Source organism: Nocardia sp. NPDC002869, assembly GCF_046764065.1.
Lineage (GTDB): Bacteria > Actinomycetota > Actinomycetes > Mycobacteriales > Mycobacteriaceae > Nocardia > Nocardia rhamnosiphila.
Genome location: NZ_JBKOOL010000138.1, coordinates 1 through 15,599, shown reverse-complemented (window position 1 = coordinate 15,599; position 15,599 = coordinate 1). Strand labels below are relative to the sequence as shown.

Genomic DNA, 15,599 nt, shown 5'->3' with positions numbered 1-15,599 from the left:
GAGGGAAGAATCGGGGTCACAGGGCCCCGACCCGCGCGCCGGAGGCGCGCAAATATACACAGCCCCGACCTGCACGGAATAGCCCGAGATGTACGGGGGTTGTGAACGCTCGACGACCTGGGAGGAGACAGTTCCGGATGTGTGCCGCATGATCGAGGGCGTGACCGAACTACCCGCGCCGACCGTCCCGACCCCCGTGCCGCCCCCGTCCGCCATGCGCCGGGCGCTGCGCCGGGCCCGTGACGGGGTCACATTGAACGTCGACGAGGCCACGGTGCTGCTGCACGCGCGCGGCGACGACCTCGCCGACCTGTGCCGCAGTGCCGTCCGGGTACGCGACGCCGGGCTGGCCTCGGCCGGACGGCCCGCCACGATCACCTATTCGCGCAATGTCTTCATTCCGCTGACCCATCTGTGCCGCGATACCTGCCACTACTGCACCTTCGTGACGGTGCCGGGCAAGTTGCGGGCACAGGGTCGCGGGATGTTCCTGGAACCCGACGAGGTGCTCGATATCGCGCGACGGGGCGCCGAACTGGGGTGTAAGGAAGCGCTGTTCACCCTCGGCGACCGGCCCGAGGCCCGGTGGCCCGAGGCCGCGCAGTGGCTGGACGAACGCGGCTACGATTCCACTCTCGACTATCTGCGCGCGGTATCGATCCTGGTACTCGAGGAGACCGGGCTGCTGCCGCATCTCAACCCCGGCGTCATGTCGTGGGAGGAGATCTCGCGGCTGAAACCGGTGGCGCAGTCGATGGGCATGATGCTCGAGACCACCGCGACCCGGCTGTTCACCGAGAAGGGCAACTGCCATTACGGCAGCCCCGACAAGGACCCCGCGGTACGACTGCGGGCCATCACCGACGCGGGCCGGCTCTCGGTGCCCTACACCACCGGTGTCCTGGTGGGTATCGGCGAGAACATGGCCGAACGGGCCGATACGATCGCCGCGATCCGCAAGCAGCACAAGGCGTTCGGTCATATCCAGGAAGTGATCGTGCAGAACTTCCGCGCCAAGGACGACACCGCCATGCGGCACGCGCCCGACGCGGACTTCACGGAATTCCTGGCCACCATCGCGGTGACCCGCCTGCTGCTCGGGCCCGATGTCTCGGTGCAGGCGCCGCCGAACCTGGTGTCCGGGGCGGAATGCCGGGCCCTGCTGGAAGCCGGGATCGATGACTGGGGCGGCGTCTCGCCGGTCACCCCCGACCATGTGAATCCCGAGCGGCCCTGGCCCAACCTGGACACGCTGGCCGAGATCACCGCGGCCGCCGGTTTCGAACTGGTGGAACGCACGTCGGCGCATCCGAAATATGTGCGGGCGGGTAACCCGTGGATCGATCCGCGGATCGGCGCGCATGTCGCGGCCCTGACCGATGCCGAGACCGGCCTGGCGAAGTCCGGCGCGCTCCCGGTGGGCCTGCCCTGGCAGGAACCCGACGAGTCCTGGGAGTCGGCGGGTCGTACCGATCTGAACACCGAGATCGATACCACCGGGCGCAATACCGATACCCGCAGCGATATCGACAACGCGTTCGGCGACTGGGACACCATCCGCGAGCAGGTCCGCGATCTCGCTGCCGCGCCCCAGCGGCTGGACGCCGACGTCCTGGACGCGCTGCGTGCCGCGGAACGGGATCCGGCCGGCCTCACCGATGCCCAGTACCTGGCGTTGGCCACCGCCGACGGACCCGATCTGGAAGCCGTCGCGGGTCTCGCGGACCAGTTGCGCCGCGATGTCTGCGGCGACGATGTCACCTACGTGGTGAACCGCAATATCAATTTCACCAATATCTGCTACACGGGCTGCCGGTTCTGCGCGTTCGCGCAGCGCAAGGGTGACGCCGACGCCTTCACCCTCAGCACCGAGGAGGTCGCCGACCGGGCCTGGGAGGCCTATGTCGACGGCGCGACCGAGGTCTGCATGCAGGGCGGTATCGACCCCGACCTGCCCGTCACCGGCTACGCCGATCTGGTGCGCGCGGTGAAGGCGCGGGTGCCGTCCATGCATGTCCACGCCTTCAGCCCGATGGAGATCGTCAACGGGGCCTCGCGCGGTGGCGAAAGCGTCCGCGATTGGCTGACCGCGCTGCGCGAAGCCGGGCTGGGCACCATCCCCGGTACGGCCGCCGAGATCCTCGACGACGAGGTCCGCTGGGTGCTCACCAAGGGCAAATTGCCCGCCTCCGCCTGGATCGACGTGGTCACCACTGCCCATCAGGTCGGCATCCGGTCGAGCTCGACCATGATGTACGGGCATGTCGACAACCCCAGCCACTGGGTCGGGCATCTGCGGGTGTTGCGCGGTATCCAGGACGAGACCGGCGGTTTCACCGAATTCGTCCTGCTCCCGTTCGTGCACCAGAGCGCCCCGCTCTACCTGGCCGGCGCCTCCCGCCCGGGTCCCACCAACCGCGACAACCGCGCCGCGCACGCCCTGGCCCGGATCATGCTGCACGGCCGGATCGACAACATCCAGACCAGCTGGGTGAAACTCGGCACCACGGGCACCCGGGTAATGCTGCGCAGCGGCGCCAACGACCTCGGCGGTACCCTCATGGAGGAGACCATCTCCCGGATGGCGGGTTCGCAGCACGGGTCGGCGAAGACGGTGGCCGAACTCACAGAGATCGCCGACGGTATCGGCCGGCCGGTCCGGGAACGCACCACCACCTACGGTGTTCCGCCGCAGCGGAGTGCGGCAGCCCCAGGTCTGGAACTCGTCTAGGCGCGTGGCCTTCGAGTGAAGGCGCGCAGCGACCGAGCGCAATAGGGGAGTACGAAGCTCCGACCAGGCGACGCCGGAGTCGGCGTCGAGTATTAGGACAGGCTCACCGGGCGTAGCCTGTGGGGCGCCAGGGATACTTGTGTGCGGGCGCAGTTACCCGGAGAAGGAAGACTTAGGAGCGGGAGTGACGTACATCATCGCCGAACCGTGCGTTGACGTGAAGGACAAGGCATGCATTGAAGAATGCCCTGTGGACTGCATCTACGAGGGCGGTCGCATGCTCTACATCCATCCCGACGAATGCGTTGACTGTGGTGCGTGTGAGCCGGTCTGCCCGGTGGAGGCGATTTTCTACGAGGACGACACGCCCGATCAGTGGAGCGGGTACGTCAACGCCAATGTCGACTTCTTCGACGAGTTGGGCTCGCCGGGCGGTGCCACCAAGCTGGGCAAGGTCGATTCCGATCCGGCGTTCATCAAAGAGCTGCCGCCGATGGCGGGCGAGTAGAGCATTCGCACGATGAGCGCCGAGGTAACCGAACGTCGCCGGGTGAGTGCGGCCCTGCCCGATTTCCCGTGGGACACCATCGCCGAGGTGAAGGCGCGGGCGGCCGCACATCCGGGCGGACTCGTCGATCTGTCGGTGGGTACGCCCGTCGATCCGGTCGATCCGCTGATCCGCGCGGCGTTGGGTTCGGTCGCCGAGGTACCCGGTTACCCGACCACGCACGGCACGCCGGAGTTGCGTTCCGCCGCGGTGGCGGCGCTGACCCGGCGTTTCGGTATCACCGGGGTGCCCGAGGCGGCGGTGCTGCCGGTGATCGGCACCAAGGAGCTGATCGCGGGGTTGCCGCGGCTGCTCGGGCTGGGGCCCGCGGACCTGGTGGTGATCCCCGAGGTCGCCTATCCGACGTACGAGGTGGGCGGACTGCTCGCCGGGACCCGGATTCTGCGCGCCGACGGACTCACCCGGCTGGGCCCGGAGACCCCGGCACTCATCTACCTCAACTCGCCGTCCAACCCGACCGGCAAGGTGCTGGGTGTGGAGCATCTGCGGAAGGTGGTCACCTTCGCGCGCGAGCGCGGGGTGATCGTCGCATCCGACGAGTGCTATCTGGGGCTGGCCTGGGAAGAACCTGCCGTGTCGATCCTCGACCCGCGGGTCTGCGACGGGGATCACACCGGCTTGCTGGCGGTGCATTCGCTGTCGAAGACGTCGAATCTGGCGAGTTACCGGGCCGGATTCGTGGCCGGTGATCCGGAACTGGTGGCCGAGTTGCTGGAGGTGCGCAAGCATTCCGGCATGATGGTGCCCTTCCCGATCCAGGCGGCGATGGCGGCGGCGCTGGGCGACGACGCGCACGAATCGGTGCAGCGGCAGCGGTATCGGGCCCGCCGCGAGATCCTGCGATCGGCGCTGCTGGATGCCGGGTTCCGGATCGACCATTCCGAGGCCGGGCTGTATCTGTGGTCGACTCGCGGTGAAGCGTGCCGGACCACGCTCGAGTGGCTGGCCGAGCGCGGCATCCTGGCGGCTCCGGGCGAGTTCTACGGTCCCGCGGGCGCCCGGCATGTGCGGATCGCATTGACCGCGACCGATGAGCGGATCGAAACGGCCGCACAGCGGCTGCGCGGCTGAGCGCGCTCTGCCGCCGCTGTGCGGCAGAGCGGTAACGACTCCGCAGAGATTCGCGCGTCGAGTTCGGGCAGGGCCGGGCGGGCGGCGCTAGCCTGGGGTATGGACGGTGTCACAGTTGTCCCCACCCCCGGTAACGAGCCGGTGCACACGTACGCGCCCGGTAGCCCCGAGCGGGAACGGTTGCTCGGCAGGCTCGCCGATCTCTCCGACAGCACCACCGAGATCCCCCTGGTCATCGGCGGTAAGCATCGTCCGGGTATCGGCACGCGACGGGAGATCGTCGCACCGCATCGACACCGGCAGGTACTCGGGACCTATACCGACACCACACACACCGAAGCCGCCGCGGCGATCGACGCCGCGACCGCGGCCGCCCCCGGATGGCGTGCGCTGCCGTTCGACGAACGCGCCGCGGTGCTGTTACGGGCCGCGGACCTGCTGGCCGGACCGTGGCGGGAAACTCTCGCCGCGGCGACCATGCTGGGCCAGTCGAAATCGGTGGCGCAGGCCGAGATCGACGCGCCATGCGAACTGGTCGACTTCTGGCGGTTCAATGTCTCCTTCGCCCGGGGCATCCTGGCACAGCAGCCGCAGTCGAGTGCGGGGGTGTGGAACCGGCTCGACTACCGCCCGCTGGAAGGCTTCGTCTACGCGATCACCCCGTTCAACTTCACCGCGATCGCCGGCAATCTGCCGACCGCGCCCGCGCTCATGGGCAATACGGTGGTGTGGAAGCCCTCGCCCACCCAGACGCTGGCCGCCTATTACACGATGAAACTGCTGGAGGCCGCCGGACTGCCGCCCGGCGTCATCAATATGGTGACCGGTGACGGGCGGGAACTCTCCGAGGTCGCCCTGGCCGATCCCCGGCTGGCCGGTATCCATTTCACCGGATCGGGTGCCACCTTCCAATATCTGTGGAGCCGGGTGGGCGCCAATATCGGCCGTTACCACGGATATCCACGGATAGTGGGGGAGACCGGGGGCAAGGATTTCATCGTCGCGCATCCGTCGGCGGATCCCGCCGCATTGCGTACGGCGCTGATCCGCGGGGCCTACGAGTATCAGGGCCAGAAATGTTCGGCCGCCTCGCGTGCCTATCTGCCGCGCTCGCTGTGGCGGGAGATGGGTGACGATTTCCTCGGTATCGCCGAGAGCCTGAGCTACGGCGATATCGCGGATCTGTCGAACTTCGGTGGCGCGGTGATCGACCGGCGGGCCTACGACAAGAGCGTGCGGGCGATCGAGCGGGCGCGGTCCGCCGGGGTGGACGTGCCGGTGGGCGGCACCTACGACGACAGCGAAGGCTGGTTCGTCCGGCCGACCGTACTGCTCGCCGACGATCCACGCGACGAATCGTTCGCCACCGAATACTTCGGCCCGATCCTGTCGGTGTACGTGTACGACGATTCCCAGCCCGACGCCTACCGGACGATCTTGACCGAGGTCGAATCCACCGCCCCATACGCGCTGACCGGCGCGGTCTTCGCGCAGGACCGGCATGCCGTGGAAGAGGCCGCCCAGCTGTTGCGGTTCGCGGCCGGCAACTTCTATGTCAACGACAAACCCACCGGCGCGGTCGTGGGGCAGCAGCCTTTCGGCGGGGCACGCGCTTCGGGCACCGACGACAAGGCCGGGTCCCCGCTGAACCTGCTGCGCTGGGTGGCCCCGCGCACCCTGAAGGAAACCTTCGTCCCGCACACCGATCACCGCTATCCGCATATGGAGCAGGGATGAACGGCTCACCCCGCCCCGCCGCGCGGCGCGCGACCCCGCTCCGTCCCCGTGGGGAGTCCCGGTGAACCCGCTGCGTCCGGCGATCCTCGCCGTCGCCGGGTCGGAGCGGGTGAAACGAACCCTCACCACGAGCCCGGCCACCGCGGCGATGGTCCAGCGCTTCGTCCCCGGGGAAGCCCGGCCGGATCTGATCGCCGCGGCCCGCGCCCTGTTGATGACCGGGCGGGCGGTGAGCGTCGACTATCTGGGCGAGAACACCACCGACCGTGCGCAGGCCGACGCGGCGGTCGCCGAGTATCTGGCATTGATCAACGATCTGGCGGCCCTGCCCACCACCGAGGTGCCCGCCGGCGCCGCACCGCTGGAGGTGTCGGTCAAATTGTCCGCGCTCGGGCAGGCGCTGGGCGCCGACGGCCCGGCGATCGCCACCGAGAACCTGCGCACCGTGTGCACCAAGGCGGCCGAGGCCGGGGTATGGGTGACCGTGGATGCCGAAGACCACACCACCACCGCCGCCACCCTCGCCGTCACCGGGCAGGTCCGTCCGGATTTTCCCTGGCTGGGCACGGTGATCCAGGCCTACCTGTACCGCAGCGAGGACGATTGCCGTGACCTCGCCGACGCGGGCGCCCGGGTGCGCCTGTGCAAGGGTGCCTACCGTGAACCGGAAACCGTCGCCTACCAGCGACGTGTGGATGTGGACCGGGCCTATCTGCGCTGCCTGCGGGTGCTCATGCGCGGCGCGGGCCGTCCCCTGGTGGCCTCCCACGATCCGGTGGTCCTCGCGGCGGCGGCCGACCTCGCGACGATCACCGGCCGTCGCCCCGGCCGGCTGGAATACCAGATGCTGTACGGCATCCGCACCGACGAGCAACTGCATCTCGCCGACCGCGGCGATTTCGTCCGGGTGTACCTGCCCTACGGTCACCAGTGGTACGGATACCTCATGCGCCGGCTCGCGGAACGGCCCGCCAACCTGGCGTTCTTCCTCCGCGCGCTGGCCGGGCGGTAACTCAGACCAAGGGTTTGCCCTTGCGGATACGGCGGCGCATATCCCAGAGGTAGTAGTTCATCGGGAACTGGCGTAGGACGCGGGGCTGGATCTTCAGGCCCACGCCGATGAGCTTCATGGTGCGGTCGAACCAGCGCTGGTTGCCCGCGGTCCAGGTGAGATGCATCTTCTCGCGGATCTGCGGCGGCAGGCAGCCGGTGACGACGAACCGGTGGAATCGTGCCGACACCCACTGGATCGGGGGTGCCATCATCTTCAGGTCGATGAGGTCGTTGAAGTAGGCGCGGGTGGTGTCGTCGATTTCCAGGGCGTCGAGGTTCTCTTCCCAGAACTGCCAGAACGCGGCGCGGTTGGCCGGCCACATCTCCGGTCGGACCTGCAGGGTGGTGCCGAGCCGGATGCTGTGGGCGTAGAAGGTGTCGGCGGTCGCCTCGTTCATCGGGCCCTGGACCTTCTCCAGCAGGTCGACGAAACCGAAGTACAGGCAGGCGGCGACCCACAGTTGGAGTTTCGGATCGAAGGCGTTGTACTTCACCGGGCTGGTGGGTTTGGTGCGGATATGGCGATGGGAGGTGTTGACCGCGAGCCGGTAGGCGTTGCGTTCTTCGTCGGTGCCCAGCATGGCGACGGCGAGATAGGTGAGGGTGGTGCGGAGCCGTTTGAACGGATGCTCCATGACGTTGCCGCTCTTGACGTCGCTCTCCATCACACCGTAGGCGACCGGCCGCAGACCCAGCTGCATGATGACGTTCGCGGTGCCGCCCAGGAACGCGGTGACTCCGACGATGTGATCGTTCATATCGAAGCCGGGTGCGTACAGCCGCCGGGGTTCGGGATCGTTCATCGGAGCGGGCCGGGGAGCGGTCATCGGTGACCTCTTTCCTATGAGAAGATTATATGATAACCATCTCATTCTCTCGATGTTGCGTCAACCGCCTCCGTGATTGTGCGATGCTTACCGTGTCATTGCATCGCCGAGCGCGGGAAGGTGCCGAGATGGGTGCGCTGGCTCAATTGTTGCCTCTGGTGCGAACACCGCGCCGGGATCAAGATCAATCCGTGCTGTCCGCGGCGTTGCAGGCTTTTCTCGACTTCGGGATCAAGCGCACGAGCATGGTGGAGGTCGCCCGGCGTGGCGGCCTCTCCCTGGCCACACTGTACCGGCGGTTCTCCAGCAAATCGGACCTGATCCAGGCGGTCGGATTGGCGCAGACCCGCGATTTCATCGAGGGTGTCGACGCCGCGGTACAGCAGCAGATCGAGCGCGACGCCGGCGCCGAGGATCAGATCGTGGAACTGTTCGTCGCGTTCCTGGCCGGACTGCGCGGTAACGAGCTGCTGGATCGGCTGCTGAACACCGAACCGGAGATCGTGCTGCCCTATCTGACCACCCGGGGCGCCCCCGTAATCGAATTGGGTCGCGATTACGTCGCCGAATTCATCACCCGACTCCAGGGCGAAGGCAAGCTCCCGGAATACGATCCGCTGCCGCTGGCCGAAATGATCGCGCGGACCGCGCTGTCGCTGGCGCTGACACCGCAAACGGTTATCCCCCTGGACGACGATATCGCGGTGCGCAGATACGCGCGTGATCATGTGGCGGTCTCGTTCCGGGTGCCGGGCCAGGTCGCCGGATCCTGAAATTCGAACAAGCTCGTTTTCATATCCGCGAATTCGAATCAGACGAGTTTCAGTCCGAACCTGCGGCGGATCCGGAAATCGACCAGATAGGCCTGGATCGGGAAACTGCGCAGCGGTGCGGGCAGCGCTGCCGATACCCGGCCCAGTCCGCGGAGCATGCGCCCGAAGCGGCGCTCGTCGCCGGCCGACCAGGCCATACCCATCTCCGCGCGTAGATGCGGCGGTAAGAGGCCCGCGGTGACCCATCGGTTGAAGCGGCCGCCGAGGAATTGGACCGGGCGGGGGAACATCTTCAGGTCGACGATCTCGTTCAGCATGTCCCGGACCGGTGGGTCGATCCTGGTCGCGGCCAGGTTTTCGGTCCAGTAGCGGTCGAAGGCCGCCGGGTCGGGCGGCCAGGCCTCCGGCGGCACCTGCAGGGTGGTGCCCAATCGTGCGGAATGGCGATAGATCGTCTCTTCGAGATCGGCGTCCGCCCGGCCGTGCATACGCTCCCGGATATCACGCGCTCCCCAGTACAGGCAGGCGGCCACCCACAATTGCAGGTCGCGGTCGAATGCGTTGTATCGCACCGGGCTCTGCGCGGTCGAGCGGACCTGGCGATGCGAAGTATCGACGGCTGCCCGATAAGCGGTCCGCTCGGCGGGGCTGCCGAGCAGCGCGACCGCCAGATAGGTGAGTGTGGTGCGCGTGCGTTTCACCGGATGCAATGTCAGTTTCCCGCTGTCGACCGGGCTTTCCAGAACTCCGTAGCCGACTCCGGGAACGGCGAGCTGCATGATGACATCGGCGGCGGCCCCGAGTATCGCGGCGCCGTCGATATAGGGCCGGAAGTCGAATTCCTCGTCCCGCACCGAATCGGCCGGTCCGGCGGCGGAGCCGGATACGGGGGGACCCGCGGCGGGTGTGCTGGTCATGGAAGCCACCGTTTCGAGGGCTCGAGAAAACTGACAATTCACCTTCTCGCCGCTGCCCATATGTGTCAAGCGAGGCCGGAAACAATTCGATCTCGTGTGTGTCGGACCCCGCCCGTGGTAAGTGTGATTTGAATCGATGAGGTTTCACCAATGGGTGCGGAATTCCCGCGGAACGATTACGCGCTCCTCCTACCGGCGCATTTGCCGGGATTTTCGGGGCAGGTGCCCGACCGCCGAACGAGGCCGGGGCAGTAGTTTGGGCGCATGTCCTACGGCCACCGCCTGCTCAGCTCCCTCGACCCCCTCGCCGTCGCCGCGGGCGCCGATATCCCGGACGCCGTGACCATCGACGGTGTGACGCTGTCCCGCAGTGATCTGCTCGGGGCGGCCACCTCCGTGGCCGAACGTGTCGCCCGGGCCGAACGAGTCGCCGTGCTGGCCCGGCCGACGGCGGCGACCGTGCTCGCCGTGGTGGGATGCCTGATCGCCGGAGTCACCGTGGTGCCGGTACCGCCCGATTCCGGAACGGCCGAGCTCGACCATATGATCGCCGATTCCGGCGCCCGGGCATGGCTCGGCGAAGCGCCGGAGGGCACCTCCCTGCCGGTGGTCCCGGTGCGGCGGCACGCCCGCTCCTGGCACACCTATCCCGAGCCCGATCCGGGCGCGCCGGCTTTCGTGCTCTACACCTCCGGCACCACCGGCGCCCCCAAAGGCGTGGTGCTGAGCCGCCGGGCCATCGCGGCCGGACTCGACGCGCTCGCCGACGCCTGGGCCTGGACCGCCGCCGATGTGCTGGTCCACGGCCTGCCGCTGTTCCATGTGCACGGGTTGATCCTGGGCCTGCTGGGGCCGCTGCGGGTGGGTAGTCCGCTCGTGCACACCGGGAAACCGACTCCCGCGAACTACGCGGCGGCGCCGGGCACGATGTACTTCGGGGTACCGACGGTCTGGACCCGGATCGCCGAGGATCCGGCCGCGGCCAAGGAGCTGGCCGCGGCCAGACTGTTGATCTCCGGTAGCGCCCCGCTGCCGGTGCCGGTGTTCGAGCGGCTCGCCGAACTCACCGGGCATCGGCCCATCGAACGCTACGGCATGAGCGAAACCATGATCACCCTGTCGGCCCGGGCGGACGGCGAACGGCGGCCCGGTTGGGTGGGGGTACCGGTGCGGGGCGTCGAGACCCGGCTCCGGGACGAGGCAGGACAGCCGGTACCACACGACGGCTCCGGTATCGGCGGCCTCCAGGTGCGCGGGCCGATGCTCTTCGACGGCTATCACGGCCGCCCCGAGGCCACCGCCGACTGCTGGACCGAGGACGGGTGGTTCCGCACCGGCGATGTCGCCGCCATCGACGCGGACGGTTTCCATCGGATCGTGGGCCGCGAATCGGTGGATCTCATCAAATCCGGCGGTTACCGGATCGGCGCGGGCGAGGTGGAAACCTCCCTCCTCGGCCATCCGTCGGTCGCCGAAGTGGCCGTGGTGGGCGTGGCCGACGCGGACCTGGGGCAGCGGATCGTCGCCTTCGTGATCCCGCGCGGCCCGGCGCCGGCGGAACAGGATCTCATAGACCACGTGGCCGGGGAACTGTCGGTGCACAAACGGCCCCGTGAGATCCGGTTCGTGGACTCGCTCCCGCGCAACGCCATGGGCAAGGTCCAGAAGAAGCTGCTCGACCGGCCGCGCCCGCGGCATGGGTCCGGGTCTTGACCTGAACTCGGCTCGAGGTTTTACGGTTCGATCATGAACACCACGCTTACCCAGGGCCATATCGATTACCTCGCCGGACAGCGGCTCGGCCGGCTGGCCACCGTGGCGCCGGACGGGGCGCCGCAGAACAATCCGGTCGGGTTCCGCTACAACCCCGAACTCGGCACCATCGATATCGCGGGCTGGAATATGGGCCGGTCCCGGAAGTTCCGCAATCTCGCGCGGAACAACCGGGTGGCCTTCGTGGTCGACGATATCGCCTCGATCGAGCCGTGGCGGGTGCGGTGCCTGGAGATCCGGGGCGCCGCGGAAGCCCTGACCGATACGGTCACCTACATCGGGCCGGAGGAGAGTGAACTCATCCGCATCCACCCCGAACGCGTGATCGCCTTCGGGCTCTGAGTGCCGCCGGCGGATCAGTTGTGGGCGTGCAGGGCCTCGTTGAGTTCGATACCGGTCCCGGCGCGCGGCACCACCTCGACGGCTCCGGTGCGCGAATTGCGGCGGAACAGCAGGTTGTCCTTGCCGCTCAGTTCGGCCGCCTTCACCACGGTGCCGTCCGGGGCGGTGACCTTGGTGCCGGCGGTGAGGTAGAGACCGGCCTCGACCACGCAGTCGTCGCCGAGCGGAATGCCCAGGCCGGAGTTGGCACCCAGCAGTGAGCGTTCACCGATCGAGATGATGGTGGTGCCGCCGCCGGAAAGGGTGCCCATGGTGGAGGCGCCGCCGCCGATATCGGAGCCGTCGCCGACGAGCACCCCGGCCGAGATCCGGCCCTCGACCATGGAGGTGCCCAGGGTGCCGGCGTTGAAGTTCACGAAGCCCTCGTGCATCACGGTGGTGCCGGCGGCAAGATGCGCGCCCAGCCGGACCCGGTCGGCGTCGCCGATACGGACACCGGACGGGACCACGTAGTCGACCATGCGCGGGAACTTGTCGACGCTGTACACCGTGACCGGGCCACGCGCGCGCAATTTGGCGCGGGTGATCTCGAAACCCTCCACCGCCGCCGGGCCGTGGTTGGTCCACACCACATTGCTGAGCAGGGCGAACTGGCCCTCCAGGCTCACGCCGTGCGGCCGGACCAGGCGATGTGAGAGCAGGTGCAGCCGCAGATAGACATCGTGAGCGTCCACGGGGGCGGCGGAGAGATCGGCGATGGTGGTGCGCACCGCGACGACATCGACGCCGCGCGCCGGGTCCGGGCCCACCAGTTCGGCGAATTCGGCGGGCACCGTGGCGAGGCGTTCGGTGCCGGTGTCACCGAACTCACCCAGCTCCGGGCTGGGGAACCAGGTGTCCAGGACGGTCCCGTCCGAGGTCACGTTGGCGATGCCGATGGCGGATGCTCCCTGAGTGCTCACGACACGGAAGCCTACCCACCGGCGGTCTGTCCCGGTGGGGCCCCTCTACGCTCGTACGCTGTGACACTCGACCTGCACGCCGACCCCGTCGCCCTCACCGCGGCCCTCGTCGACATCCCGAGCGTTTCTCGGGACGAGGCCGCGATCACGGCTGCCGTGGAAACGGCGCTGCGCACTCAGACCAGCGGTTTCGAGGTGCTGCGCCGCGGCAATGTGGTGCTCGCCCGGACGAACCGGGGACTGCCGACCCGGGTCGTGCTGGCGGGGCATCTGGACACCGTGCCGATCGCGGACAATGTGCCGGGCCGGTTCACCACCGAGAACGGCGCCGAGGTCTTCTACGGTTGCGGTTCGGTGGATATGAAATCGGGCGACGCGGTGTTCCTGCATCTGGCTGCCACCGTCGCCGAACCGGTCCACGATCTGACCCTGATCTTCTACGACTGCGAGGAGATCTCCGCCGAATTCAACGGACTCACCGCCATCGAGCGGGAAGTGCCGGAATGGCTGGATGGTGATCTGGCGATCCTGGGCGAACCCTCCGGCGGCTGGATCGAGGCCGGTTGCCAGGGCACGCTGCGGGTCCGCGTGCGGACTACCGGGGTGCGTGCGCATTCGGCCCGCTCCTGGCTCGGTGACAATGCGATCCACCGGTTGGCGCCGGTCCTGGCGCGGCTCGCGGAGTACCGGGCCCGGGAGGTCGAGATCGACGGCTGCCGCTACCGCGAGGGGTTGTCCGCGGTGCGCGTCGGCGGCGGGGTCGCGGGGAACGTGGTGCCGGACGAGGCCGAGGTCGAGGTGAATTTCCGGTTCGCCCCGGACCGTTCGGTGGCGCAGGCGATCGACCACGTGCGCGAGGTGTTCGCGGATCTCGAACTCGACCTGGAGGTCACCGACTCGGCCGCCGGCGCGCTGCCCGGCCTCACCGCCCCCGCGGCGCGCGGGCTGGTCGACACGGTGCGGGCGCACGGGTCGGCGGGCGTGCGAGCCAAATACGGATGGACCGATGTCTCCCGGTTCGCCGCCCGCGGTATCCCCGCCGTGAACTTCGGCCCCGGCGACCCCAACCTCGCGCACAAACGCGACGAGCACGTCCCGTTGGCCCAGATCACCGCGGTCACCGAGATGCTGCGCCGCTACCTCACAGCTTCGCCCTAGCAAGCTCCGGTGAATCGCCGCCCGCTTGCGGAGCCGGCACGGATCGAACCCGGCCGGCCGTCCACGACGGTTCTATGGTGATTGCTGTCATGATCCGTTGCACGCTTTCGTGCCGAGTTCAGCGAGGCCCTCGACCCCGCGCGTGCCAGCGCGCCAAATACACTGCGGCCATGTCTACCGACGCCGCCGAATCCGGGATGGCCGGCAAACCCAAGACCCGCTACCGCGGGCCCATCATGTTCCGCCGGGAACGGACCCCGCGGGGCACCACCGCCGACCAGCATCTGCTCGATCAGCGCAGCGACAGCGACTGGGTACACACCGACCCGTGGCGGGTGCTGCGGATCCAGGCCGAATTCGTCGAGGGTTTCGGCGCGCTGGCGGAGGTTCCGCGCGCGGTGAGCGTCTTCGGTTCGGCACGCACCGAACCCGGTAATCCGGAGTACCAGGCCGCGCGCGAACTGGGCGCGGCCCTGGCGACCGCCGGTTTCGCGGTCATCACCGGCGGCGGTCCCGGGGTGATGGAGGCGGCCAACCGCGGGGCCTCCGAGGCCGGCGGCTACTCCATCGGACTGGGTATCGAGCTGCCGTTCGAGCAGAGCCTCAACGACTGGGTCGATCTGGGGATCAACTTCCGCTACTTCTTCGTGCGCAAGACGATGTTCGTGAAGTACTCCCAGGCCTTCGTCTGTATGCCCGGCGGATACGGCACCCTGGACGAACTGTTCGAGGCGCTCACCCTGGTGCAGACCCGCAAGATCACCCGGTTCCCGATCATCCTGTTCGGCAGCCGGTACTGGGCGCCGCTGGTGGACTGGATACGCGGGTCCCTGGCCGCCGACGGTCGTATCTCCCCGGGCGATATCGATCTGCTGCACGTCACCGACTCGGTCGAGGACGTGGTGCGCATCATCCAGGAGTCCGAACCGGGCGCCGCCACCATCGAGAAGGTCGGTACGGAGGACGAATGGTGACCCCGCGGCCCTTCGCGGTGTGCGTGTACTGCTCGGCCGGTACCACCGACCCCGATCAGCTCGAATTGGCGGCCCGCGTCGGCACCGAAATAGCCCGGCGCGGGTGGCAACTGGTATCCGGCGGCGGACACGTCTCCATGATGGGTGCGGTGGCCACCGCCGCCCGCGCCGGCGGTGCCAATACGGTCGGCGTCATACCGAAACACCTGGTCCACCGAGAGGTGGCCGATGTGGACGCCGACGAACTGGTCGTCACCGATACGATGCGCCAGCGCAAACAGGTGATGGAGGATCGCTCCGACGCCTTCCTCACCCTCCCCGGCGGAATCGGCACCCTCGAGGAGTTCTTCGAAACCTGGACCGGCGGCCACCTGGGCCAGCACAACAAGCCGATGGCGGTCCTCGACCCCACCGGGCACTACAGCGGCCTGTTCACCTGGCTCTCCGAACTCCACGACCGCGGCTTCGTCCCGCGGGCGGCCCTCGACCGCATCACGGTCACCCCCGACCTCACCGAAGCCTTCGCGGCGCTGAGCAAGCACACGGATCAGTGAGCTGATCCCAGAGCGGGAGGCCGCGAGGCCGGCGGCTGTTCGCAAAGGGCGACGCCAGACGTCGTATGCCGACGCAACCCGCATGCGTCGAGTTTTACGAGACACCTCAAAGGGTTGAGGCCCGTCTCGCCGTTTCGGCCTCGAAGCGCATGCGGCGAA

General features: G+C 68.2%; 14 protein-coding genes. 11 read left to right on the top strand and 3 right to left on the bottom strand.

The window, feature by feature from the left end; all coding sequences use genetic code 11:
* The first annotated feature begins 148 nt into the window (after positions 1 to 148).
* From ACLML9_RS21925 to ACLML9_RS21905, 5 genes are all read left to right on the top strand, one after another.
* Complete coding sequence (locus ACLML9_RS21925) at positions 149 to 2,731, top strand: bifunctional FO biosynthesis protein CofGH (protein ID WP_411947292.1); 2,583 nt, start codon at positions 149 to 151, stop codon at positions 2,729 to 2,731.
* Between the two features lie 184 nt (positions 2,732 to 2,915).
* Positions 2,916 to 3,239, top strand: a complete 324-nt coding sequence (fdxA, locus tag ACLML9_RS21920) for a ferredoxin (protein WP_030522084.1) — start codon at positions 2,916 to 2,918, stop codon at positions 3,237 to 3,239.
* A 12-nt stretch (positions 3,240 to 3,251) separates the two neighbouring features.
* Positions 3,252 to 4,370: a succinyldiaminopimelate transaminase gene (gene dapC / locus ACLML9_RS21915; protein WP_411947291.1), complete on the top strand. Its 1,119-nt coding sequence runs from the start codon at positions 3,252 to 3,254 to the stop codon at positions 4,368 to 4,370.
* Between the two features lie 99 nt (positions 4,371 to 4,469).
* Complete coding sequence (pruA, locus tag ACLML9_RS21910) at positions 4,470 to 6,107, top strand: L-glutamate gamma-semialdehyde dehydrogenase (RefSeq protein ID WP_411947290.1); 1,638 nt, start codon at positions 4,470 to 4,472, stop codon at positions 6,105 to 6,107.
* A gap of 61 nt (positions 6,108 to 6,168) precedes the next feature.
* A complete protein-coding gene (locus ACLML9_RS21905; protein WP_411947289.1) occupies positions 6,169 to 7,119 on the top strand; it encodes a proline dehydrogenase family protein in 951 nt (316 codons plus the stop codon).
* A 1-nt stretch (position 7,120) separates the two neighbouring features.
* On the opposite strand, the gene ACLML9_RS21900 is transcribed toward ACLML9_RS21905, so the two are convergent.
* A complete protein-coding gene (locus ACLML9_RS21900; RefSeq protein WP_411947288.1) occupies positions 7,121 to 7,987 on the bottom strand; it encodes an oxygenase MpaB family protein in 867 nt (288 codons plus the stop codon).
* A gap of 128 nt (positions 7,988 to 8,115) precedes the next feature.
* Here ACLML9_RS21900 and ACLML9_RS21895 point away from each other — a divergent pair, with 128 nt between their 5' ends.
* A complete protein-coding gene (locus tag ACLML9_RS21895; protein WP_063037385.1) occupies positions 8,116 to 8,760 on the top strand; it encodes a TetR/AcrR family transcriptional regulator in 645 nt (214 codons plus the stop codon).
* Positions 8,761 to 8,798: 38 nt separating this feature from the next.
* Here ACLML9_RS21895 and ACLML9_RS21890 read toward each other — a convergent pair whose 3' ends face one another.
* Positions 8,799 to 9,677, bottom strand: a complete 879-nt coding sequence (locus ACLML9_RS21890; protein WP_411947287.1) for an oxygenase MpaB family protein — start codon at positions 9,675 to 9,677, stop codon at positions 8,799 to 8,801.
* 264 nt (positions 9,678 to 9,941) lie between these two features.
* On the opposite strand from ACLML9_RS21890, the gene ACLML9_RS21885 reads away from it, so the two are divergent.
* Positions 9,942 to 11,390, top strand: a complete 1,449-nt coding sequence (locus ACLML9_RS21885; RefSeq protein ID WP_411947286.1) for an acyl-CoA synthetase — start codon at positions 9,942 to 9,944, stop codon at positions 11,388 to 11,390.
* A gap of 33 nt (positions 11,391 to 11,423) precedes the next feature.
* Positions 11,424 to 11,792 carry a PPOX class F420-dependent oxidoreductase gene (locus tag ACLML9_RS21880; protein WP_411947285.1) on the top strand — a complete coding sequence of 123 codons (369 nt, stop codon included), beginning with the start codon at positions 11,424 to 11,426 and terminating at the stop codon, positions 11,790 to 11,792.
* A 14-nt stretch (positions 11,793 to 11,806) separates the two neighbouring features.
* Here ACLML9_RS21880 and dapD read toward each other — a convergent pair whose 3' ends face one another.
* Complete coding sequence (dapD, locus tag ACLML9_RS21875) at positions 11,807 to 12,754, bottom strand: 2,3,4,5-tetrahydropyridine-2,6-dicarboxylate N-succinyltransferase (RefSeq protein ID WP_030522075.1); 948 nt, start codon at positions 12,752 to 12,754, stop codon at positions 11,807 to 11,809.
* A gap of 60 nt (positions 12,755 to 12,814) precedes the next feature.
* On the opposite strand from dapD, the gene dapE reads away from it, so the two are divergent.
* The 3 genes from dapE (at position 12,815) to ACLML9_RS21860 (ending at position 15,440) form a co-directional block, all read left to right on the top strand.
* Complete coding sequence (gene dapE, locus ACLML9_RS21870) at positions 12,815 to 13,912, top strand: succinyl-diaminopimelate desuccinylase (RefSeq protein WP_411947284.1); 1,098 nt, start codon at positions 12,815 to 12,817, stop codon at positions 13,910 to 13,912.
* 170 nt (positions 13,913 to 14,082) lie between these two features.
* The gene (locus ACLML9_RS21865; RefSeq protein ID WP_030522073.1) at positions 14,083 to 14,886 is read left to right on the top strand and encodes a TIGR00730 family Rossman fold protein; all 804 of its coding nucleotides are present in this window, start codon (positions 14,083 to 14,085) and stop codon (positions 14,884 to 14,886) included.
* Complete coding sequence (locus ACLML9_RS21860; RefSeq protein ID WP_411947283.1) at positions 14,880 to 15,440, top strand: TIGR00730 family Rossman fold protein; 561 nt, start codon at positions 14,880 to 14,882, stop codon at positions 15,438 to 15,440. Before ACLML9_RS21865 ends, ACLML9_RS21860 begins: the two co-directional genes overlap by 7 nt.
* Positions 15,441 to 15,599 lie beyond the last annotated feature (159 nt).

What these genes read in the sequence shown, in the direction of transcription:
- ACLML9_RS21925 (WP_411947292.1), top strand. Translation starts at nt 149, where the DNA reads ATGATCGAGGGCGTGACCGAACTACCCGCGCCGACCGTCCCGACCCCC.
- dapC (WP_411947291.1), top strand. Translation starts at nt 3,252, where the DNA reads ATGAGCGCCGAGGTAACCGAACGTCGCCGGGTGAGTGCGGCCCTGCCC.
- pruA (WP_411947290.1), top strand. Translation starts at nt 4,470, where the DNA reads ATGGACGGTGTCACAGTTGTCCCCACCCCCGGTAACGAGCCGGTGCAC.
- ACLML9_RS21900 (WP_411947288.1), bottom strand. Translation starts at nt 7,987, where the DNA reads ATGACCGCTCCCCGGCCCGCTCCGATGAACGATCCCGAACCCCGGCGG.
- ACLML9_RS21895 (WP_063037385.1), top strand. Translation starts at nt 8,116, where the DNA reads ATGGGTGCGCTGGCTCAATTGTTGCCTCTGGTGCGAACACCGCGCCGG.
- ACLML9_RS21890 (WP_411947287.1), bottom strand. Translation starts at nt 9,677, where the DNA reads ATGACCAGCACACCCGCCGCGGGTCCCCCCGTATCCGGCTCCGCCGCC.
- ACLML9_RS21885 (WP_411947286.1), top strand. Translation starts at nt 9,942, where the DNA reads ATGTCCTACGGCCACCGCCTGCTCAGCTCCCTCGACCCCCTCGCCGTC.
- ACLML9_RS21880 (WP_411947285.1), top strand. Translation starts at nt 11,424, where the DNA reads ATGAACACCACGCTTACCCAGGGCCATATCGATTACCTCGCCGGACAG.
- ACLML9_RS21865 (WP_030522073.1), top strand. Translation starts at nt 14,083, where the DNA reads ATGTCTACCGACGCCGCCGAATCCGGGATGGCCGGCAAACCCAAGACC.
- ACLML9_RS21860 (WP_411947283.1), top strand. Translation starts at nt 14,880, where the DNA reads ATGGTGACCCCGCGGCCCTTCGCGGTGTGCGTGTACTGCTCGGCCGGT.